The following is a 21865-nucleotide window of genomic DNA, read 5'->3' as shown; positions in this document are numbered from 1 at the left end:
TGATCGCCGACCACGGGTGAATGCACCTGAACAGTCATTGAGTAAATACCTCGACCAATCGAGGGGCAATGGCGGACAGCGGACGGATCTCAACAGCAGCATCAATGGCTGCAGCCGCTTTGGGCATGCCATACACAGCAGAACTGGCCTGATCCTGGGCGATGGTCAGAAAACCTCGCTCCCGCATTGCCTTGAGTCCCTGCGCACCATCGCGTCCCATGCCGGTCAGTAGAACGCCGCATGCCTCACCACTCCAATAACGGGTTACGCTCTCGAAAAACACATCGATCGAAGGCCTGTAAACTTCATTCACCGGCTCTGCGGTATACGCCAGCGTACCGTCCTTGAGCAAACGAATATGATGATTGGTTCCGGCCAGCAGCACCACCCCAGGCTGTGGCGTTTCGCCTTCCTTTGCCAACCGTACGGGCAGGCCGGAGGCGGAACTCAACCACTCTGCCATACCGGCCGCGAATACCTGATCAACATGCTGCACAAGGACGATGGCTGCCGGAAAGCTCGCTGGAAGCCCCTTCAGGAGGATCTCCAGCGCCGCAGGCCCGCCAGCCGAGGAGCCGATGGCAACGAGCCTGTCGCGCCTCGCGGGCTCCGATCTCGGCGCAGCTACCACGCGCTCGCGGCCGACACGCTGACCGATCAGCCAGTCGATATTGAGTATCTTGCGCAGCAGCGGTGCCGCCGCCTCTTTGGGGTTCGGGCCGCCGATGGCAGGCGTGTCCACCACATCCAGTGCACCGTGCCCCATCGCTTCGAATACGCGGCGCATATTCTGCTCGCGGTCAACGGTCACGATGACGATAGCGCAAGGTGTTTCGGCCATGATCCGGCGGGTGGCCTCTACGCCATCCATCACCGGCATGATCAGGTCCATCAGGATCAGGTCCGGGGTCTGCTCGACGCAGCGCTGCACGGCGTCGGCACCATTGGACGCCACCCATATGATCTGGTGCGCGGGCTCGAAGGCCAGCGCGCGACGCAGGGCTTCGATGGCCATGGGCATGTCGTTAACGATGGCAATCTTCATCCTTGCGCGTCTCCTATCAATTCGACAACAGCGTCGAGCAAGGCATCATCGTGAAAACTCGCTTTGGCCAGGTAATAATCTGCTCCGGCGTCCAGGCCGCGGCGTCGGTCTTCTTCGCGATCCTTGTAGGAAACGACCATGACCGGTAATGACTGCAAGCGGGTATCACGGCGCAGCAGCGTCACCAGTTCTATACCATCCATACGGGGCATGTCGATGTCGGTGATGAGCAGATCGAAGTCCCCGGCACGCAGGACGTTCCAGCCGTCCATCCCGTCCACGGCAACCGATACTTCGTAACCGCGACCGGCCAGTAGCTTGCGTTCCAGTTCACGAACAGTCAAAGAGTCATCAACCACGAGAACCCGCTTGCGCGACACATGGTCGACCTGACGGTTGCGCCGGTCAATGCGTTCCAGGCGCCCGGTATTCAGAAGTTTTTCCACCGAGCGCAGCATGTCCTCTACATCAACGATCAACACCACCGAACCGTCATCGAGCAAGGCCCCTGCCGAAACGTCCTGAACCTTGCCAAGGCGCGCGTCGAGTGGCATCACTACTAGCGTACGCTCACCAATGAAGCGTTCGACGGCTACCCCATAAACTGCATCACGCTCACGAATAACCACTACCTTGAGGGCTTCGCCGGCATTCTGGGCGAGCGGCCGATTCAATAACTGACTGGCCGAAACCAGACCGACATGGCGCTCTTCATCCCAGAAGTGCTGACGCCCTTCCAGTTGCAAAATATCATCCGGCTGCAAATCGCGCATACGCTCGATATGGGCCAGAGGAAAGGCATAGGCTTCTCCGCCCACTTCCACCACCAGGCTGCGCACCACTGAAAGCGTCAGCGGCATTTCAATCCTGAAGCGACTGCCCTCGCCCGTCCATTGCTGCAGCTCGACACTGCCATGCATCTGGCGAACCATATGCTGCACAGCATCAAGACCGACACCACGACCGGAAATCTGAGTGACCTTGTCGCGCATGCTGAACCCCGGCAGAAACAGAAAACTCAGCAGTTCCTCCTCACTCAACTGCGCGGCGGTTTCTGCCGGCGAAAGCTTGCGTTCAACAATGCTCTGGCGCAAACGCTCAAGGTCTACACCGCCACCGTCATCGCTCAACTCGACCACCAGCAAACCGGCCTGATGCGAAGCCTGGAGCCGAATCAGGCCTTCAGGATCCTTGCCGGACGCGATGCGTTTCTCGGGGGATTCGATACCGTGGTCTACCGCATTGCGCAACAGATGGGTCAACGGCGCGTCAAGCTTTTCCAGTACATCGCGGTCGACCTGGGTCTTCTCCCCTTCGATCTGCAGACGCACCTGTTTACCCAGCTCACGCCCCAGATCGCGGACCATGCGCGCCTGACCGTTCAGCACATCGGCGAAGGGCCGCATGCGGCAGGCCAGTGCGGTGTCATACAGCAGCTGCGCGCGCTGCGCAGACTGCCAGCCGAACTCATCCAGCTCGGCGGTTTGGTGGACCAGCACCTGTTGCGCCTGGGACAACAGATTGCGCGCATCTTCCAGGGCTTTTTGCACATCAGCAGGGGGGCCTTCTTCGCCAAAGCTCGCACCCAACACTTCAAGCGCGCGATCGCTGCTGCTTTGCAGGCGCTTGAGGCGCTGCATACCGGCCAGCAGCGGCTTGAGTCGCTGGGTCTCGACCAGCGATTTGCTGGACATGTCCAGCAGCCCGTTCAAACGTTCGGCGGTGACCCGCAGCACACGCTCACCGCCCTCGGCCACTCGACGTTCACGCAAGGGAGTAAAAGGTGCTTCCGGTTCCGGAGCCGACGTGGCGGCGGGCCTGGATGGCGGACGCGACTCTGCTGTCAGCGGATCAGGGACAGAGTTGATTACTGGCTCAGCCCCTTGGACGGAAGACTCAAGCTGCTGCATCGCGCTGGCCAGCAATGCATCCGAGGCCGGGTCCAGCAGCGGCATGTTGACCGTGCGCGCTGCGCCTGCACCGGACGCCAGCAGCGCGTTGAGCCGTTCAACATAACTGTCGATATCGGGCTGACCGACGCTGTTACCGCCAGGCGTAGCGATACGCATCAACAGGTCAGTGCCGGACAGCAGAGCATCAATGTGCTCGGCCTGCAGCAATAGACGGCCTTCCTGGGCGCTGACCAGACAGTCTTCCATCACATGCGCGACGCTCACACCAAAATCGACGCCGACAATGCGCGCCGCGCCCTTGAGCGAATGTGCCGCCCGCATGCAGGCTTCCAGCTGATCCGCCTGGGTTGGGTTACGCTCAAGCGCCAGCAGGCCCGCACTCAATACCTGGGTCTGCGCATCGGCTTCCAGCGTAAACAGTTCAAACAGCGAGGCGTCACGCATTTGATCTGGCGTCATGTAAGGCTCCGGTGCACCGCCGACAACAACTCTTTTTCGTCCAGCCAACGCAGGCTGCGGCCTTTCCATTGCAGAACGCCGCGAGTAAAACGGGCGTTGGCATGAGTACCGGAAGCAGAAGCGGCCTCCAGCTCACGCTCGTCAATGGCGTGAATGCCGTCGACCTCGTCCACCGGCACCACGACCGGGCCGCCTTCAGCGGCAACGATCAACATGCGCGGCACCACCCGTGCCGACTGGGTACTCGCTGCATTGCTGTCGAGCCCTAGCAGCTCGACCAGCGATATGCACGCTACCAGAGCACCCCGTACGTTGGCGACACCCAGCATCGCACGCGAGCGCTGGTGCGGCAGCGAATGGATGGTCTGATTGGGGGCGACCTCCGAGAGACAGCGGGAGGCCAGCCCCAGCCATTCTTCACCAAGACGGAATACCAGAATGGAGCGGGTCTTGATGTCGCGCAGCAACACAGAGCCCTGAAACTGCTCATGCGACTCCTGGGCCAGCGCGTAGCGGTCCAGCAGACGGGTGGCCGCCGCGGAATAAACCGCGCAGTTGCGGCAGTGGATGTGCTCTTCAAGCAACGGGCAGGAACGATCACCGTGAATACCGATACGGTTCCAGCAGTCATCGATATCCAGGGCTTGGTCATGGGTAAGACTGGAAAAACCGGACACGCCCGTCATCAATGGTTTCCTTGTTTATTCGCGCCACGTGCAGCGCGGTCCTGCAAGCGCCGGGCCCCGGTACTGTCACCCTGGGCGGCCAGCAACGCCGCCAGTTGGGCCAGCGATTCGGAATGCTGCGGTTGCAGGTACAACGCCTTGCGATAGAAACCCTGAGCCTGCGCCACGTTGCCTTCTACTTCGCTGAGCAGGCCCAGCCAGTAAAATACCTGTGCAACCGGCTCATACTGTTGCAGATAGCGCTCGCAGGCAGCCCGCGCCTCGGCACTTTTGCCTTCGTTGGCCAGGCCGGCAATCCTGTCGAGCAGCGCCGAAACCTCGCCATTGCCAGTGACAGCAGCAGGCTTGACGATGGGCGCAAATGCTGCTGACGTTCGTGCGGCAGGTCGTGGCGCAGGCGTTCTGGCTGGTGCATCGAGGACCGGGCGCGGTGCAACCGGCGCGGCTAAAGGCGCCGAAATCTGAGCCGGAGCTGTCGGCTCGACTGACGCGTGCCGAAAGGCAAATGATTGCGCAATACCGATCGAACGCATGCCGATACCTGCCAGCAGGTTGCCCTCCGCCGGTCCGATGAACAGCAGGCCGTCTTCGCGGGTCAGCTGCTTGAGGACCTTGAACACATGTTGCTGGGTCTGCCGATCAAAATAGATCACCAGGTTGCGGCAGAAAACGATGTCATACGCGACCTGCGAAGCCAGTTTCGGATCGAGCAGGTTGCCAGCCTGAAAACTCACACAAGCGCGCACACTGTCGGCAATTTCAAACCCGTCAGCGACCGGGTTGAAATACCGCTCGCGAAAACTGGTGTCACTGCCCCGGAACGAGTTCTTGCCATAGATGCCGTGCTCGGCCTTGGCAATCGAGACAGGACTGATATCAATGGCACCGACCTTGAACTGCCTGGCATCCACCCCCGCATCGAATAACGCCATGGCAATCGAATAGGGTTCCTCGCCGGTCGAGCACGGCAGGCTGAGAATGCGCAACGGGCGCGCACCGGCAAGACTGGCTATACGTTCACGGGCCAGCATGCCCAGTGTGACGAACGATTCCGGGTAGCGAAAAAACCAGGTTTCGGGAACGATCACCGCCTCGATCAGCGCCTGCTGTTCTTGAGGCGACGACACCAGAAGGTGCCAATACGCATCACTGTCGGGGCAATGGGCGGCCGTCGCACGCTGACGCAAGGCACGCTCGATGATCGCCTCGCCGACCGAGGTCACATCCAGCCCGATACGCTCCTTGAGGAAGCTGAAGAAGCGTGAATCGTCGACCTTCATGGCGCGTCCTCAAGCAGTTCGAGGTCGATTGGCGGCACCGGGTACAACAACTCGCGAACCGGCTCGCTCAACAGCTCCTGAACGTGAATCCATTGCAGCAGCCCCTGCTCATCCTCCCGAACCGGCCCCAGGTAAGGTGACAGGCGATTGTCCAGCCCGTACGCCTTGAACTGTGACACCGGGCAACGCAGCGTTTCGGTGGCCTGCTCCAGAATCAGCCCGAGCAACTGCGCTGGGTGCGTGTCGTCGTGCCGATAATGCACCAGAACCATTCGCGTGCTGGTGCGCAAGCGCGCTGATTGACCGGAGTTCAGCGCACTGATGTCAATCACCGGCACGATCTCGCCGCGATGGGCAAAGATCCCCGCCACCCAGTGAGGAGCCTGGGCAATTGCCTTGAGTTTCACCCGAGGCAGGATTTCAGCGATCTCTTTCGCGTCCAGCGCATAGCGGTCTTCGCCGATGCAAAACAGCAGAAAGAGTTTACTGGTGGTCAGTGGCGTGCCGTTGCGCCTCGGCGATTGATCCGTCATTGGAGTGTTCAGACCTTGAATCGCGAAACGCCACCGCGCAGCCCGACCGCGACCTGACTCAACTCGTCGATGGCGAAACTGGCTTGACGCAGAGACTCGACGGTCTGGCTGCTGGCATCCGCCAACTGCACCAGTGCCTGATTGATCTGCTCGGCACCGGTAGCCTGAGCCTGCATACCTTCATTGACCATCAACACACGGGGCGCCAACGCCTGTACTTGCTGAATGATTTGCGACAACTGCTCGCCGACCTGAGTGACCTCGAACATGCCGCGGCGCACCTCCTCGGAAAACTTGTCCATGCCCATCACACCAGCAGACACCGCCGACTGGATTTCGCGCACCATCTGCTCGATGTCATAAGTGGCAACGGCAGTCTGGTCAGCCAGGCGACGCACCTCGGTGGCCACTACTGCGAACCCGCGACCGTACTCACCGGCCTTCTCGGCCTCGATGGCGGCATTGAGCGACAGCAGGTTGGTCTGGTCGGCGACCTTGACGATGGTGACGACGACCTGATTGATGTTGCCGGCCTTCTCGTTGAGGATCGCCAGCTTGGCGTTGACCAGATTGGCAGCGCCCATCACCTGATGCATGGTGTCTTCCATGCGTGCCAGGCCCTGCTGACCGGAGCCGGCGAGCACCGACGCCTGGTCTGCCGCCGAGGTGACTTCGGTCATGGTCCGCACCAGGTCCCGCGAAGTGGCGGCGATTTCCCGCGACGTGGCACCGATCTCGGTGGTGGTTGCCGCGGTCTCGGTGGCGGTAGCCTGCTGCTGGCGGGACGTTGCAGCGATTTCGGTGACCGAGGTCGTGACCTGTACCGAAGAGCGCTGCGCCTGCGCCACCAGCGCGGTGAGCTCGGAGACCATGTCGTTGAAGCCGGTCTCGACCGCATTGAACTCGTCCTTGCGCGACAGGTTCAGCCGGGTACTCAAATCGCCCTTGCGCATGACGTCCAGAATACTCACGATCATCTGCATCGGAGAGGTGATCGAGCGCATCAGCAGCAGCCCGCAGGCAGCCGCCGCCATGACCGCGATCAGCAGAGAGAGCACCATGCTGATCTTGGCGCCCAGCACAGCGTTGACGATATTGGTGGTGGACTGGTCAGCCAGTTGCTTGTTGGCAACGATCAGGTCTCTGAGCTGCAGGCGGCCCTCACTCCAGACCGGATTGAGCTCGTTGTAAAACTCATCGCGAGCGCCCGCATAATCACCGCGTTCGTACTTGGCGTGAACATCGGCAAGCATGCGCGAATAGACCTCGCGGCGCTTTTCGAATACCGCGAAGCTGGCCCTGTCCGTGTCATCGAAGATGGATTTCTTGTAGCCGTCCATCTGCGACTGAAGGGCGTCTTCAAACCCCTTGAACTGATCCTTTTCCTGCTTGGTCAGCGGCCGCCCCTGCCCTTCGGCAATCAGCTCCAGCGTGCGGATGTAACTCTCGCCCCAGGCACTGCGCACCAGCGTGCTGTAGTAGACACCGGGTAACGCATCAAGACGGACATCTTCCTCGCTGGACTCGATGGACAACAGTCGTGAATAAGATACAACGACCATCAGCAGCATGATTGCGATGATGACGGCGAAACTCGCCAGAATCCGTTGGCGCAAGGTCCAGTTCTTCACAGTCAGCCCTCAAGAGTTCAACGACGGCATCGGGCCGTGTTCAAGAAGCGGACCGACGAGCGGTCCAAGCGGCGTGAGTATAGCCCAGCCGTCAACGGGTACACGGGGAATGAAAAACCAAATCACGGCCCCTGCTCATTAACCCGCTTTCCTGCCTTCTTGTCGGCCCTTGTCACCACTACTTGAGCACAAGACCTCAGGAACCTGTGCAGCCGATAAATAGTTAGCACTTGCTGGCCTGACCTCAAACGTAAGCTTTGTCGCCTGCTCACTCACGACAAGGCACTTCAATGCTGGATCAAACTTCGCCGGGCAAGGCATCTGCCGCCCCGCATGTGCAACTTATAAAAGATAAATCACCCGGGTGGCTGCTTGACGCAGAATCGGCAACCCATGCGGCTCTGCGCAAAACCTCCGGACGCCCTTTGCAATGGCTGACGAGCGCGCGAACGTCCAGCCCGGAGCAAGTCGATAAACTGCAGCAGCTCTATGCCGAGCATCGCCAGAATGAAGAAAAGGTTCGTCCGACGCTTGGTCGCCTCTCGACACTGGAAGAATTTGCGACCCCTCTTCTGACGGCGGCGATCAAGGACCGCTTCGGGCTGGAGGTGGACGTCGCCCGAACCTCGCTGTTTCACGCCAGCCGGGCCAGAGTCGACCAGTCGTTCCTGGCGGCATCCCGAGACCCCGTGACTCAAGCCAACATTGCCTTGAGGACTGCCAGTCAGAGCCTGCTCAAGGCTGCGCTGCAGAATTTCGAAGCGTGGGAAACCGCGCCCGGCGCGATGGACTCGGACTCGGGCATCAAGGCTCAGGTGTTTTCCTCATTTGAAATCATCGGTCAGCAGATCACCGGCCAGTCCTTGCCGATACCTGCGACCGGGTTCGCAGCAATGTGCCGCGAGCTGGACCTGGGCGGCAAATACCAGGCCCACCTTGAGTCCGCCTTCAATACACCTTCAACAACCGAAGAGACGGCGGACATTGCGGCATCCAGGCTGCGCAAGGACTTCCTGCAACTTCAGTCATCGTCCATCCGACTTCAACTGCAGATTGCCTCCCTGCAGAAACTGGTCAGCCCGCCATTGCAGTGCGCGTTACTGGATATTCTCGACGGCAAGCAAAACGTCCGGCTTGATAACAGGCCCGTCAACTGCAGCTTACTGTGCCTGGGGGATGTCGAACTTGACGGCCTGTTTGTTATCGGCAAAGACCGCGACGTGGCAACTCAGGCAGAAAAGATTGTCGTCTACATTCCGGACGACCCGGTTGCGCCGCTGAAGGAATACGACTCGGTCGAGGTGTTTATAAACGCATTGCGCGACCGGATGTTCATCAACGGGTATCTGAATTTCTTCACGCGGTTCATACCGGCACGCCACCGAAGTGCCTTGTTTGAAAAGCTGTCCGAGCGTCTGCACCCCAAAGTCAAGAAAGGTGGTCTATTCGAGCGCCAGTGGCTGGAACGTGAAGCTGACCGAAACGCCCGGCTGGACCTGAGAGAAATCCCGCTGCAAGGCTCGTTGCCGGAGGCCCTGTACGATCGCAAACGTGCAACGTTGAAGGACGATGCGCTGTTTCATGGCGTGCCGACGGCGGCGCAGGACCAGAAAACCTTCGACGAGCGTGTGCAGTACTTCAAGGACAAAGCATTCGACGTCTTGAACATCGCCGCTTTTGTCGTTCCGGTATTGGGCGAAGTGATGATGACCGTCACCGCCATTCAGCTGACACATGAGGTCTATGAGGGCATAGAGAGCTGGGCCAAAGACGAGAGACAGCAGGCGTTCGCCTACCTTTTCGATGTGGTGGAGAACATTGCCCTGATGTCGGCCCTTGGCGCTGCGGTGACGGGAGCAGCAGGCATCCCGGCGATACAAGTGCCCGAGTTCGTAAACAGCCTGAAACCCGTGGAGTTGCCGGATGGAATGACTCGCCTCTGGAAGCCCGACCTGACACCCTTTGCTCATGACGTCGTGCTGCCTGAAGGCCTGCAGCCCGACGCCACCGGCCTGTACACATGGCAAGACAGACAGTGGTTGCCACTCGAGGGACGAACGTATTCGGTCAAGCCTGAGCCGACCGGCGATGGTTATCTGATGGAGCACCCAACCAACCCGCACGGCTATCAACCCGCCTTGCGCCACAACGGCGCGGGAGCATGGCTGCATGAGCTGGATCGCCCGCTGGAGATGGAAGGTCTGACGCTGTTTCGACGGCTGGGGTATTCCAGCGAAGCGTTTTCAGACAGCGCAGCCAGACGCATCATAAAGGTCAGCAACACACCTGAATCCGTGATGCGTCAGGCTCTGGCTGATCAGCGCCGCCCACCTGCCTTGCTCAAAGACACAGCGCACCGATTCAGGCTGGATCAGGAAATCGATCGTTTCATAGAGCAGATGGAAGCCAACGATGCAGACGCAGCAGCTCCCCTCCAACTTGAACTGCTGAGCCAGGACCCTGGCTGGCCGAACAATCGCACACTGGTGCTGGTGGATGCTAAGGGCAGCGCGCTCCAGCGGTTCGTTGCGGCGCAGCATTCTGGCGCTGCAGCCCCGCTCGACATCCATATTCGTGCCGACCAGCCAGATGCCCTGCGCCAGGTACTGGAAAAACTGAACAACATCGAAATCCGGACCCTGCTCAACGAAGAGTTCGGTGCGGGTCCGCAGGGCATTGCACCGCGGCTGATCACTCTACGCGCGCAATTGGTGGCGCGTGCCCGGGCAACCAGAGCCTGGCTGTTCGAATCACATTACCGCGCTCTGAAAGTCGCCGATACGGACGGCGCGCAAACCCTCCAGCAGGCGTTTTCGGGCTTGCCACCGCTGGTTGTCCAGGAGCTGGCCAGCCACGCCTCGCCAGCCGAGCGGGTACAGCTCACAAAAGAGCGCCGCGTACCCTTGCGAATGGCCGAAGAAGCCAGCGCCTATTTGCAGCAGGTGCGGTTGGCGCGGGCCTATGAGGGCCTTTACCTGACCTCGGTATCCAGCGCCGATACCGATTGCCTTGTCCTGCACAGCCTTGAAGCCCTTGCGCAATGGCCTTCAAAGGTGAGGCTGGAGGTGCGCAATCGCTTCTTTGGCGGCCAATTACTCGACAGTATCGGGGCCCAGGAGGCCCCCATTCGCAAGGTGCTGATAAAAGATGGCAATCGCTATGAGACCCGTGACGCTGACGACCAGCACCTGCACGGGCTGGACGATCTGTATTCCTCCGTACTTCAAGCCCTGCCCGATGCCGAGCGCAGCCAATTGGGTTTTACCCATACCGGCCAGGGGCAGTCGCTGGCGGCTCTGATCCAGGAAAACCCTCTACCTCGTCAGACTCTCGCACCGCTGCTGAAAATGCAGGCGCTCAAACCTGGTTCCAGATCCCCCATGCGCCTGGCCGATGGCCGCCTTGGATATCCCTTGAGCGGTAACGGAAGAACCGACTGGCATATGACCGATGAAAGCCTGCTGGACAAGATCCGTTTGCTGGAGCTGGAGGATGCGTTCCCCGAAGATATTCTCAGCCGCCTGCGCCACACCGGCTGGGATAATAGGGCTATCGATGAACGACTCAACAGTTTGCTAGGCGAACAAATGATGCTGCGGGCAAGTCTTGACGCCTGGACCTCTGAGATCGTGGCAATGCCGCCCATGAGTCCGGCGCATATCGATAGCCGGACGCGTATCAGTGAGGCTATCTGGAACCACTGGCGCATCAATAAACTGCCTGAAATCGGACGAACGCTTGAGCCACTTTATCTGCAGCAGGTATCCCTGACTGACTTCCCACGACATCTGCCGGATTTTGTCTATGCACGGGTGACCGGACTCCATCTGGAGAACATCTCGATCGAACCCCGAGCGCGCCCGGGCGCGGAGCTTTCAATACCGGCAGCCACGGATCTGCCGAGACAGTTGACCAACTGCTTCGAACTTGGACACTTTCTGCAACGGTTCCCCCATACGCGGTCACTCAACCTGGTCAGCGAACCCGGCACTGTTACGGATCCGGAGATATCGGCCTTCCTCAACCTGCCCCAACAAGTGTCCAGTGTGCTGCCGCAACTCACTGAACTGGGACTGATCAACCAGAGCATTTTTCTGGATCAGGCGCAGATGAACCACTTGCGCGATATGCCTGATCTCAGGTCGCTGAACCTCAGCGGCAACCGACTGGTCAGCTTGCTGCCCATGGACCTTGGCTGGCTGCATCTTGACCGGCTGATACTGGAGCGAGTCGGCATGTACCGCTGGCCTTCCTGGCTGACGGACATAATCCCGAACAATATTCGTGAGCTGTCGGTGGCTCACAACAACCTGACCGAACTGCCGGACTGGATCCTCGACAATCCTCTCAACGCTGAGCATCAGACCCTGATCGACTTACGCGGCAACAGCCTGTCCCGGCACACGGCGATGCACGCACGCATCAACGAGGCTGTACCCGACTGTTCCTTTCGCTTCCTCATGGAAACGCCGCTCGCCGTGCAAGGCGTTATAAACATGCAGCTGCGCGAAGGTGCCGAATTAGCTGCCGCCCTTGATCAGTGGACACATGCCTCAAGCTCGATGGCCACTGCGAGTGAGCAGACCATCGAAGCCCGCCGCGGAATAGGCAGAATATTGACTGATCACTGGCGAGCGTTCAGCCTGGGGCAAATCCACCGTCCACTGCGCCTGGAAAACCTTGCGCTGGTCGATTTCCCTCGCCAGTTACCGGAATTCTTCTATCGCCAGATACGCTATCTGCACTTGAGCAGAGTGACGGCCACGGTATCTGACCTGGACCAGTTGCTGCGCAGTATGACTGGTCTGAACTCACTGGAAATGAATGGGCATGTCGCACCGCTGCTGCAACTGCCTGCGGCGCTGCTTGAGCTTCCACTACTTCGTTCGCTATCGCTGATTGACCAGGGAATGGTGATCGAGCAAAAGCACATCGATTTCTTCAGCCGTATTCCGGCGCTCTCGCGGCTGGAACTGGATGGCAACCGGATAGGCGCGATCAGCGATCTGTCTGCCCTCGGCAATACCGAGCTTAACTGGCTATCACTCAATAACGTCGAGTTAACCGAATGGCCGACCTGGGTGGATGACATGATTCCAGCACATTTAAGGACGCTCCTGTTGGAAGGCAATCTGATTACTGACTTGCCGGAGCATATTCTGGCCAATCCAGGCAGCGAATTTTCGCACACGGAAATAAGCTTGCTGAACAACCCGCTTTCCGAAGACAGCATGCGCCGAGGACATTTGTCACAACGCTATGGACGCTCTTTCACCGTTGACATGGACCTGCCACCCGAACTCGACGCGATGGACTGGACGGAACACCATGACTCGGACTCATCGATATCAGACTACGAGTCAGAAGACAGTCAGGCATTTACTCCAGAGCCAGTGACTGCCGACCCCTGGCTGGACGACAGCAACCCGCTCAGCCCCGCACGGCGTACGATCTGGGCGCAACTGGAGGCAGACGACCACAACCGCAGGCTACTGGAGCTGATCGGTTCGCTGCGGCACAGTGCCGACTATCGCAATACTGCCAGCCGGGCGGCACTACAGGAGCGCGTCTGGCGAGTACTCGGCTCGGTGAGTCAGGACCCGCAACTGGGAATGACCCTGAGTGCTATTGCCGAAGAACCACTCAGGCTGTTGCGTGACAACAACACCTGCCCCGACGGCATCCTGCTGGAGTTCAACCAGATGGAGGTGATGGTGTTCATTCGTCAGTCACTGCACGATGTGGTGCCGGAGCAGCGAGGTGCACTGCTGTATCGGCTGACATTACGGCTTTATCGCCTGTCCGAACTTGATGCTGCTGCCCGCGAACAGACCGGGAGCCGCGATGAAGCTGAAGTCCGTCTGGCGTATCGCACACACTGGGCAAGCGCGCTGGACCTGCCCGTACCACCGGAAGGCATGTTGTTCCAGGCCCACGCCGCCATCAGGCCGGGTGAGTTCGAGACAGCCCTGCTTCGCGTGCAGGCCGGAGAACAAGGCGAACCATTCCTGCACTTCGCCCAGCAGCAGGATTACTGGATCAACTATCTGCGCGAAACCCATGCTGGACGGTTCGATGAACTCGAACGTATTTACAGGACTGACCTGAACCGGCTCACCGACGAATTCGAACAACGTGACATCAGCCTGGACAACCCGGAATACGAAGGACGCATTCGCGAATTCGAGGCCAGCTTCAAGGAACAGCAAACAACGCTCATAAGGGAGCTGACCAACGCCGAAGGGCTGGAGCATCTTTGATGGCATGGGCCGCCTGACGCACAGTGCGCCAGGCGGTCCGGTAGCGGACGTAGCAGTTTACTCCGCGCCCCGCACCTGCCCTTCCAGTTCGGTCTTGAGACCGGGCTCCAGTTTCAACTGGCGCGCCAGCTCATCGAGATAGGCGCGCTCCATGAAATGCTCTTCATCCACCAGCATGACACTGGCGATATACATTTCCGCTGCCATTTCAGGCGTGGTCGCAGCGCGGGCCACTTCTGCCGGGTCCAGCGGTTTGTTCAACTCGGCCTGAAGCCATTGCTGAAGCGCCTGATCGCTGTTCAATTTGCTGAACTCACCCTCGATCAGTTCACGCTCACGCTCATCCACATGACCATCGGCTTTTGCAGCAGCGACCAGTGCCCGCAGGATGGCCTGGCTGTGCTGCTCGGCTTCAGCCTCGGGCAAGCGATCGATGGTTTGCGGCTCACGCTGACCGACGAGGCCCTGACTGGACTGCCAGTTGTTGTAGGCCTTATAGGCCAGTACGCCCAATGCCGCCAGCCCCCCGTAAGTCAGCACCTTACCGCCCATACCGCGCGAGCGTTTGCCGCGCAGAAGGCTCATGGCACCTGCAGCCAGCGCACCGCCACCGGCTCCGGACAGCAGACCGCCAAGACCGCTCTGGGAAGTCCCTTGGCCTTTGCCGCCGCCGAGCAGGCTGCCCAGACCATTGATCAATGAATCGCTGCCCGAAGACTGCTTGCCGGATTTGCCGTTAGCCTTGTCCTGCAACAGGCTTTGTCCGGATTTGAGCAACTGATCGAGTAAGCCACGCGTATTCACAGAAAGCCTCCTACAAGGTTTGTCAGATGAGTCATTGACCAACAAGTTGACAGGAAGTCACTGACTTAAGATTACCGGCGTGCTTCCGAATGTTACGATTCCCGGCCAGCCCCATTCATCCAATCATTCCCGATATCAGCGAAACACGTGCAACGCGCCGCTCTGATAAGGGGTCAATAGTGGAGCAGCCGGTACGAAAAGCAGTTAAAAAGACTGCTCGTCCAGATTGATCAACCTTAAGTACACCCATATGAACGCAAGACGCATACCGTCAGGAGCTTGCCTGAAGTGATATCGCCCACTGGTTTCCCGACAGCTAACGGCACGGCTGCCGGGATTATCCGATCAAAGGACTGGAGCCAGACGCTACTCGGACCCATCGAGCATTGGCCGGTATCGCTGAAAAACACCCTGAATCTGATTCTGAACTCGCCGGAATCCATGTATCTGCTCTGGGGACCGGAGCTGGTGTTTTTCCACAATGATGCTTATACCCCCATCCTCGGCCCGCGTAAGGATAACGCCATCGGCGCGCTTATTCCGGACCTCTGGGCTGATGTGTGGGATCAGGTCGCGCCGCTGGTCATTGATGCATACGCTGGTAAGCCCTGCCATTACAAGGACATGCCGCTGAGCATGGCGCGCTTCGGTGAGGTCGAGCAGACATGGTGGTCATTCTCCTTCTCGCCGGTGATCGACGAGCAAGGGATGATCGTTGGCATGTTTTGCATCACTAACGAAACCACCGAGCATGTCCTCAGTCAGCAAGCGTTGCGGGACAGTGAGCGCAAACGCCTGAAACTGATCGACGATCTGGTAGATCTGGAACGACGACAGACCGCCAGGCTGGCACAGCGGACCCTGGAGCTGGATACATTCTGGGAGATTTCCCCGGATCCGCTGGCTATACTCGATTTCAACGGCATTTTCCTGCGGGTGAACCCGGCCTGGACGGTGCTGTTGGGCCGCACTGAACAAGAGCTGCTGGGCAGCTCGATCATGAGCCTGCTGCATCCAGATGATGTCCGCAATACCGAGGATGCCCTGCAACACACCATCAATAATGTTTTGCCGCTGTTTGAGAATCGCTACCTGCATGTGGACGGGACCTATCACTGGTTCGGCTGGACCGCTGCGCCTGGCAATGGAATCATTTTTGCGCTGGGCAAGCACCTGACCCATGAGAAAGATCGCATCGAAGCATTGCGTATTGCCGAAGAAGCACTGATTCAGGCCCAGAAAATGGAAGCGGTCGGACAGTTGACCGGCGGTTTGGCACATGACTTCAACAACCTGCTGATGGGCGTCACCGGCAACATGGAGTTGCTCCTGTCGAGGATCAGACAGGAGCGCTTCACGGAGCTGGATCGCTACATCAATGCAGCACTGGAGGGCTCGAGACGCGCGGCCTCTCTGACGCACCGCCTGCTGGCATTTTCGCGCCGTCAGACTCTGGCCCCCAAGGCGACGGATATCGACCTTCTGGTGGCAGGCATGGATGAACTGATCCGGCGTACCGTGGGCCCTGCCATCGATATGCAGGTCATTGCTTCACGAGGGCTGTGGTCGACGCTGGTGGACCCGCATCAGTTGGAAAACTCGCTGCTCAATTTATGTATCAACGCCAAGGACGCCATGCCCGACGGCGGACAGCTGCTGATTCAGACTTGCAACCGTCATTTGAATGCAGCAGCAGCGACGAGGTATCAGTTGCCCGCAGGTCGTTACGTGGAGTTATGCGTCAGCGATACAGGCACGGGCATGGACAAAGATGTCATGGCACGGGCCTTCGATCCATTTTTCACCACCAAACCGTTAGGCATGGGGACGGGCCTCGGGCTGTCGATGATTTACGGCTTTGCACGGCAGTCCGGAGGCGGCGTCACCATCACCTCAAACGTCGGAGAGGGCTCGAAAGTCTGCATCCTGCTGCCGATGCATGAAGGTGAGCCTGAAGCGGTGGCACTTGAAGACAACCCTCTACAAGTACCCGCGCCTGGCATTAGCGATGAAACCATTCTGGTCGTTGATGACGAGCCCGCTGTGCGTCTGCTGATTGCCGAGTTGCTTGAAGACCTTGGCTATACCATTTTGCAGGCCGAGCGAGGTGCCGATGCTCTGACCATTCTGCAGTCCAAAGCGGCCATTGACCTGTTGATTACCGATGTCGGTCTGCCAGGCGGCATGAACGGTCGTCAGGTCGCAGACGCCGCCCGGGATGTTCGGCCCGACCTGAAAATACTGTTTGTGACGGGCTACGCTGAAAACGCGGCGCTGGCCCACGATACGCTGGAACCTGGCATGCATGTACTGCCCAAGCCTTTTGCCATTGCCGAACTGATCGGACGCGTCACCGAACTTCTGGAAAGCGAATAAAAATGAGCGCCCTGCGGCGCTCACTCGTTTGCTGCTTACCTCTGTAAACCGAACGGGCATCAATCCCGCAGATCAGACTCATGAATCGGCTGATCCCTATGTGTGGCGCGTTGATACTGTGCAGGCCAGGTCGCCAAGCGTCCGCCCAGGTCTTCATCGGCACGCAGCGGCCAGTAAGGATCACGCAGCAGCTCACGCGCAAGCAGGATGATATCGGCCTGCCCGGTGCGCAGAATATGCTCTGCCTGAGCCGGATCAGTAATCATGCCTACCGTGCCTGTAGCGATTTCGGACTCTTTGCGAACCCGTTCGGCAAAACGCGTCTGATAGCCGGGGCCAACCGGAATTTCCGCGTTAGCTGAGGTGCCGCCCGACGACACATCGATCAGGTCGGTACCCAGCGCCTTCAGACGGCGCGCCAACTCTACCGTTTCATCGGCGTTCCAGCCGTCTTCCACCCAGTCGGTGGCGGACACGCGAACGAACAACGGCAGCTCTTCAGGCCACACTGCGCGCACCGCTTCGGTGACTTGCAGCGTCAGACGGATGCGGTTCTCGAATGAACCACCATATTGGTCGGTGCGCTGGTTGCTCAATGGCGACAGGAACTGGTGCAGCAGATAACCGTGGGCAGCGTGAACTTCTACTACCTTGAAGCCTGCGGTCAGGGCGCGCCTTGCGGAATCGACAAACGCTTTGATCAGCTCCTGAATCTGCGTTTCGCTCAGTTGCAGAGGCGCCGTATGCTGCGGATCAAAAGCAATTGCCGAAGGCCCGACCGAAGTCCAGCCACCTTCATTGCGGGAAATGCTGCCGTGCTTGCCAAGCCACGGGCGCCAAGTGCTGGCCTTGCGACCGGCGTGCGCCAGCTGGATGCCAGCCACCGCCCCCTGAGCATTGATAAAGCGGGTAATGCGTTGCAGCGGCTCGATCTGTTCGTCGTTCCACAACCCCAGGTCTTCGGGGGTTATGCGGCCGTCCGGCGTCACCGCCATCGCTTCAGTAATGACCAGGCCGGCGCCGCCAACCGCTCGGCTTCCCAGATGAACCAGATGCCAGTCGTTGGCCAGGCCGTCGACACTGGAGTACTGGCACATCGGCGAGACTGCAATACGGTTGCGAAGGGTAAGTTGGCGCAGGGTGTAGGGTTCAAGCAGCAGGCTCATGGCAACCTCTCGTAATGAAAATTCCGGTGTCCAGGCTCCGTTCATTCAATGAACAGGTTTTGCAGACAGTCTGTTGTCGACAACCCGGTAGCGAGAGGGGTTCCTGCTGATTGTCAGCGTGGCGCGATGTGCACCACCATCAACTGCACGGTTTCGTTGCCACGAAACTCGTTAAGGTCAAGTTTGTAGGCCAGTTCGACCCAGCGAATGTTGGGGTTGGGCCAGATGTCACGGTCGACGCTGAACGCAATGCCATCGAGCTTGACGCTGCCGCACTCGGTCTTGAGCACCATCTTCAAATGGCGCTCGCCCACCACCCGTTGTTCAACCAGTTGAAACACCCCATGGAACAACGGCTCGGGGAAGTGCTGCCCCCAGGGACCGGCATTGCGCAGTGCGCGGGCCAGTTCCAGATGAAACTCCTCGACGGCCAGCGAACCGTCAGACAGCAGACGCCCGGTCAGGTCCTGCTCGTCGAGCTGACGACGCACTTCCAGGTCGAACGCTTCGGCAAACGCCGGGAAGTTCTCTTCGGGCAGCGAGAGACCTGCCGCCATTGCGTGCCCGCCAAATTTACTGATCAGTTGCGGATGACCGGCGGCCACAGCGTCCAGCGCATCGCGAATGTGAAACCCCGGCACCGAGCGAGCCGAGCCTTTGAGCACGCCCTCCCCGGCACTGGCGAACGCGATGGTGGGTCGGTGGTAGCGCTCCTTGAGGCGCGAGGCCAGGATACCGATGACACCCTGATGCCATTCGGCATCGAACAGGCACAGGCCGAACGGCATGGACTCCAGCGGCAGGTCCTTGAGCTGCGCGAGCGCTTCGCGCTGCATGCCTTGCTCGATGGATTTGCGATCCTGGTTCAATTCGTCCAGTTGCACGGCCATTTCTCGCGCCAGTGTCGGGTCGTCGCAGAGCAGGCATTCAATGCCCAGACTCATGTCGTCCAGACGCCCCGCCGCGTTCAGGCGTGGTCCGAGAATGAACCCCAGGTCAGTGGAGGTGATGCGCGAAGGCTCACGTCGTGCGACTTCCAGAATGGCGCGCAGCCCCGGGCGGGCACGCCCGGCACGGATACGCATCAGGCCCTGATGCACCAGAATGCGGTTGTTGGCGTCCAGAGGCACTACGTCGGCCACGCTGCCCAGCGCGACCAGGTCCAGAAGCTCACCCAGATTGGGCTGGGCACGCTGGTTGCTCTCGAACCAGCCGGTGTCACGCAAACGCGCACGCAAGGCCATCAACACATAGAAAATAACCCCGACACCGGCCAGCGATTTGCTGGGAAAGGTACAGCCTGGCTGGTTGGGGTTGACGATGGCGTCTGCCGCCGGAAGTTCGTGCCCCGGCAAATGGTGATCGGTGACCAGTACCTGCAAGCCTGCCGCCTTGGCAGCGGCCACACCCTCGACGCTCGAAATGCCGTTATCCACGGTGATCAATAGCTGAGGTTCGCGCTGCAACGCCACTTCGACGATTTCCGGCGTCAGGCCATAACCGTACTCAAAACGGTTAGGCACCAGATAATCGACGTGTGCCGCGCCCAGCAGACGTAGCCCCAGAACACCCACGGTGCTGGCAGTCGCGCCGTCGGCATCGAAATCACCGACAATCAGCATGCGCTGGCCTTCGCGCAGCGCCGTTACCAGCAGGTCTACCGCAGCATCGATACCCTTGAGTTGCTGGTAAGGGATCAACCGCGCCAGGCTTTTGTCCAGCTCGGCCTCGCAGGCCACGCCCCTTGCGGCATAAAGACGAGTGAGCAAGGGCGGCAGGTCGCCGAGAAACGGCAAGGTATCGGGCAATAGACGAGGTTCGATGCGCATGCGGGTCAGCTGATTCTCTTTGCAGTGTCGATGAATGTTTTTTCGATCGGAACCGGTGGCTGTCAGCCGCGTTCGCCCGCAAGCCATTGCAGCTGGACTTCATGCTGGCCGCGGTCGTCGGTGACGAACACCGTTCCTTCACTGATCATCACATCCCACTTGATGACCCGCGGCATATCCTTGGCCAGCACTTCCAGCACGTCCTGCGGGACGGCGGCGATGTTGACGTTTTTCAGGTTCTTGATCGCCGGGATGACCTTGCCTTCCCAAACGCGCAAGCTGCCGTAGGCCAGCAGGCTGGTGCGTTCGGTGCGACGCGAGCACCAGGTCAGGCGGTCGGCATCCGGCTGCCCGACTTCAATCCAGTGCAAAACCCGATCATCCAGGCTTTTTTCCCACAGTGCGGGTTCGTCCACATCAGACAGGCCGCGACCGAACGACAATTGTTCGTTGTACCAGAAGGCATAGGCCAGCAGACGCACAGTCATGCGCTCTTCGGTTTCAGAAGGATGGCGGGCAATGGTCTGTTTGACGCTCTCATACACTCCGCGATCAAGGTCGGTGAGGTTGAGTTCGAATTTGTAGGTCGTGGACGGCTGGGCCATGAACGGGCTTCTAGAGTCTGGAGGTAAGACGGCAAGTCTAACCGATGCCGGGCCTGTGAACGAACTTGCTCGCACAGGGGATGTAATTGCCCCGACTTGCGGGCTATATAAAAATCGATAGCCTGAAACAAAATTCTGATACAGATTGGCCTTGTAGACGATCTGCTCCGAGTACCTGGATCCCGGCAAGGGACTGCCGAAGCACTCGAATGTGACGCCATAGGCGCAGCGCCACTCAAAGAGCTGCCACCCTACTCCAGTTTGCTGAATCTTTTTCGAGGATGAAACCAGCGAATGTCCCTTCCTGCCTCGTACTGCACAACGGCTCGATTGATGCTCGCCCTGTCGCTGGCGGCCCTGTCATGCACCAGCCAGGCAAGGGAGACACTGACCTGGCTGATGCGCGACATACCGCCTTCGACGATCTTTTCCGGGGTCATGCGCGGGCAAGGTGCCATTGATCAGCTCATGCCTTTGTTAACTGCACGAATGCCCGAATACGATCACGTGCTGATGCGCGTCAATCGTGCCAGGGGCCTGCAGATGCTTAACGACGGCACGTCTCTGAATTGTGATCCCACCATGCTGTGGACTGAGGAGCGAGCCAGAAACCTGCTTTTCTCCATACCGATCGGCGCCATATTCAGCAGCGGCCTGATTGTACGCAAGGAAGAGATGTCGATGTTCGAGCCGTATGTGAAGGATGGAAAAATCGACTTCGCGGCGCTGATGGCCAGCCGGACGATCAAATTGGGTATGGTTGCCGAACGCAGCTATGGAGAGCTGATCGATCATACGCTGCAAGGTGTCGACGAAGAGGCGCTGGTGCTCCATTACGGTAACGATGCAACCGGCAGCCTGCTGCAAATGGAACGTCTGGGACGCCTGCAAGCCTTTATCAGTTTCTGGCCGGAAGCGCGCTATCAGGCCATGCAACAAGGCATAAGGCCGGATGAACTGGCCTTCTTGCCGATCAAAGGCAACCCTGCCTACCAATTCGTCTATATCAGCTGCAGCGACTCACCTGAAGGCAAAAAAGCCCTCGCACAGATCAACCGGGAGATGCGTGTATTGCGCGAAAGCAGCTTGATGGGCTTTTACGCGAAGTGGCTGGAACCCGAGCAACGGGCAAGCTACCTGGAAGACGTCAAGGCGCTGTTCGAGAAGAACTGACAACCTAAAAGAAACCCCGGACAGAGGGGGCCTGCCCGGGGTAAACATGACCATGATGGTCAGTACGCCAACCTTTGATCACCGGAGCACAATGATCAAACCTGA

General features: G+C 59.2%; 13 protein-coding genes. 3 read left to right on the top strand and 10 right to left on the bottom strand.

Annotated elements, in window-relative coordinates; genetic code table 11:
• Positions 1–34 precede the first annotated feature (34 nt).
• The 6 genes from RGM3321_RS10390 to RGM3321_RS10365 are packed head-to-tail and all read right to left on the bottom strand — an operon-like array spanning position 35 to position 7547.
• Positions 35–1045, bottom strand: a complete 1011-nt coding sequence (locus tag RGM3321_RS10390) for a chemotaxis response regulator protein-glutamate methylesterase (RefSeq protein ID WP_244392984.1) — start codon at positions 1043–1045, stop codon at positions 35–37.
• Positions 1042–3417, bottom strand: a complete 2376-nt coding sequence (locus tag RGM3321_RS10385; RefSeq protein WP_244392983.1) for a hybrid sensor histidine kinase/response regulator — start codon at positions 3415–3417, stop codon at positions 1042–1044. Before RGM3321_RS10385 ends, RGM3321_RS10390 begins: the two co-directional genes overlap by 4 nt.
• A complete protein-coding gene (locus RGM3321_RS10380) occupies positions 3414–4103 on the bottom strand; it encodes a chemotaxis protein CheW (protein ID WP_244392982.1) in 690 nt (229 codons plus the stop codon). Before RGM3321_RS10380 ends, RGM3321_RS10385 begins: the two co-directional genes overlap by 4 nt.
• Positions 4103–5383: a protein-glutamate O-methyltransferase CheR gene (locus RGM3321_RS10375; RefSeq protein ID WP_244392981.1), complete on the bottom strand. Its 1281-nt coding sequence runs from the start codon at positions 5381–5383 to the stop codon at positions 4103–4105. Before RGM3321_RS10375 ends, RGM3321_RS10380 begins: the two co-directional genes overlap by 1 nt.
• The gene (locus RGM3321_RS10370; RefSeq protein WP_244392980.1) at positions 5380–5916 is read right to left on the bottom strand and encodes a chemotaxis protein CheW; all 537 of its coding nucleotides are present in this window, start codon (positions 5914–5916) and stop codon (positions 5380–5382) included. The genes RGM3321_RS10375 and RGM3321_RS10370 overlap by 4 nt, the downstream gene beginning before the upstream one ends.
• 8 nt (positions 5917–5924) lie before the next feature.
• Positions 5925–7547 carry a methyl-accepting chemotaxis protein gene (locus RGM3321_RS10365; protein ID WP_244392979.1) on the bottom strand — a complete coding sequence of 541 codons (1623 nt, stop codon included), beginning with the start codon at positions 7545–7547 and terminating at the stop codon, positions 5925–5927.
• A 290-nt stretch (positions 7548–7837) separates the two neighbouring features.
• On the opposite strand from RGM3321_RS10365, the gene RGM3321_RS10360 reads away from it, so the two are divergent.
• Entirely contained in the window at positions 7838–13807 is a 5970-nt protein-coding gene (locus RGM3321_RS10360) for an NEL-type E3 ubiquitin ligase domain-containing protein (RefSeq protein ID WP_244392978.1), read from the top strand.
• Between the two features lie 57 nt (positions 13808–13864).
• Here RGM3321_RS10360 and RGM3321_RS10355 read toward each other — a convergent pair whose 3' ends face one another.
• Positions 13865–14611: a tellurite resistance TerB family protein gene (locus tag RGM3321_RS10355; protein WP_244392977.1), complete on the bottom strand. Its 747-nt coding sequence runs from the start codon at positions 14609–14611 to the stop codon at positions 13865–13867.
• Positions 14612–14899: 288 nt separating this feature from the next.
• Here RGM3321_RS10355 and RGM3321_RS10350 point away from each other — a divergent pair, with 288 nt between their 5' ends.
• Positions 14900–16987 carry a PAS domain-containing sensor histidine kinase gene (locus RGM3321_RS10350; RefSeq protein WP_244392976.1) on the top strand — a complete coding sequence of 696 codons (2088 nt, stop codon included), beginning with the start codon at positions 14900–14902 and terminating at the stop codon, positions 16985–16987.
• 59 nt (positions 16988–17046) lie between these two features.
• On the opposite strand, the gene RGM3321_RS10345 is transcribed toward RGM3321_RS10350, so the two are convergent.
• From RGM3321_RS10345 to RGM3321_RS10335, 3 genes are all read right to left on the bottom strand, one after another.
• Entirely contained in the window at positions 17047–18153 is a 1107-nt protein-coding gene (locus RGM3321_RS10345) for an NADH:flavin oxidoreductase/NADH oxidase (RefSeq protein WP_244392975.1), read from the bottom strand.
• 113 nt (positions 18154–18266) lie between these two features.
• Entirely contained in the window at positions 18267–19982 is a 1716-nt protein-coding gene (recJ, locus tag RGM3321_RS10340) for a single-stranded-DNA-specific exonuclease RecJ (RefSeq protein ID WP_244392974.1), read from the bottom strand.
• Between the two features lie 62 nt (positions 19983–20044).
• Complete coding sequence (locus RGM3321_RS10335; protein ID WP_002554774.1) at positions 20045–20587, bottom strand: YaeQ family protein; 543 nt, start codon at positions 20585–20587, stop codon at positions 20045–20047.
• A 333-nt stretch (positions 20588–20920) separates the two neighbouring features.
• Here RGM3321_RS10335 and RGM3321_RS10330 point away from each other — a divergent pair, with 333 nt between their 5' ends.
• A complete protein-coding gene (locus RGM3321_RS10330) occupies positions 20921–21760 on the top strand; it encodes a TIGR02285 family protein (RefSeq protein ID WP_244393039.1) in 840 nt (279 codons plus the stop codon).
• Positions 21761–21865: the final 105 nt, after the last annotated feature.

Source organism: Pseudomonas sp. RGM 3321 (assembly GCF_022836805.1).
Classification (GTDB): Bacteria; Pseudomonadota; Gammaproteobacteria; order Pseudomonadales; family Pseudomonadaceae; genus Aquipseudomonas.
The sequence above is the reverse complement of the archived record's forward strand: the minus strand, read 5'-3'. Positions and strand labels throughout refer to the sequence as shown.

Excerpts from the sequence above, each read along its gene's own strand:
- RGM3321_RS10390 (WP_244392984.1), bottom strand. The coding sequence starts at position 1,045 with ATGAAGATTGCCATCGTTAACGACATGCCCATGGCCATCGAAGCCCTG.
- RGM3321_RS10385 (WP_244392983.1), bottom strand. The coding sequence starts at position 3,417 with ATGACGCCAGATCAAATGCGTGACGCCTCGCTGTTTGAACTGTTTACG.
- RGM3321_RS10380 (WP_244392982.1), bottom strand. The coding sequence starts at position 4,103 with ATGACGGGCGTGTCCGGTTTTTCCAGTCTTACCCATGACCAAGCCCTG.
- RGM3321_RS10375 (WP_244392981.1), bottom strand. The coding sequence starts at position 5,383 with ATGAAGGTCGACGATTCACGCTTCTTCAGCTTCCTCAAGGAGCGTATC.
- RGM3321_RS10370 (WP_244392980.1), bottom strand. The coding sequence starts at position 5,916 with ATGACGGATCAATCGCCGAGGCGCAACGGCACGCCACTGACCACCAGT.
- RGM3321_RS10360 (WP_244392978.1), top strand. The coding sequence starts at position 7,838 with ATGCTGGATCAAACTTCGCCGGGCAAGGCATCTGCCGCCCCGCATGTG.
- RGM3321_RS10345 (WP_244392975.1), bottom strand. The coding sequence starts at position 18,153 with ATGAGCCTGCTGCTTGAACCCTACACCCTGCGCCAACTTACCCTTCGC.
- recJ (WP_244392974.1), bottom strand. The coding sequence starts at position 19,982 with ATGCGCATCGAACCTCGTCTATTGCCCGATACCTTGCCGTTTCTCGGC.
- RGM3321_RS10335 (WP_002554774.1), bottom strand. The coding sequence starts at position 20,587 with ATGGCCCAGCCGTCCACGACCTACAAATTCGAACTCAACCTCACCGAC.
- RGM3321_RS10330 (WP_244393039.1), top strand. The coding sequence starts at position 20,921 with ATGCTCGCCCTGTCGCTGGCGGCCCTGTCATGCACCAGCCAGGCAAGG.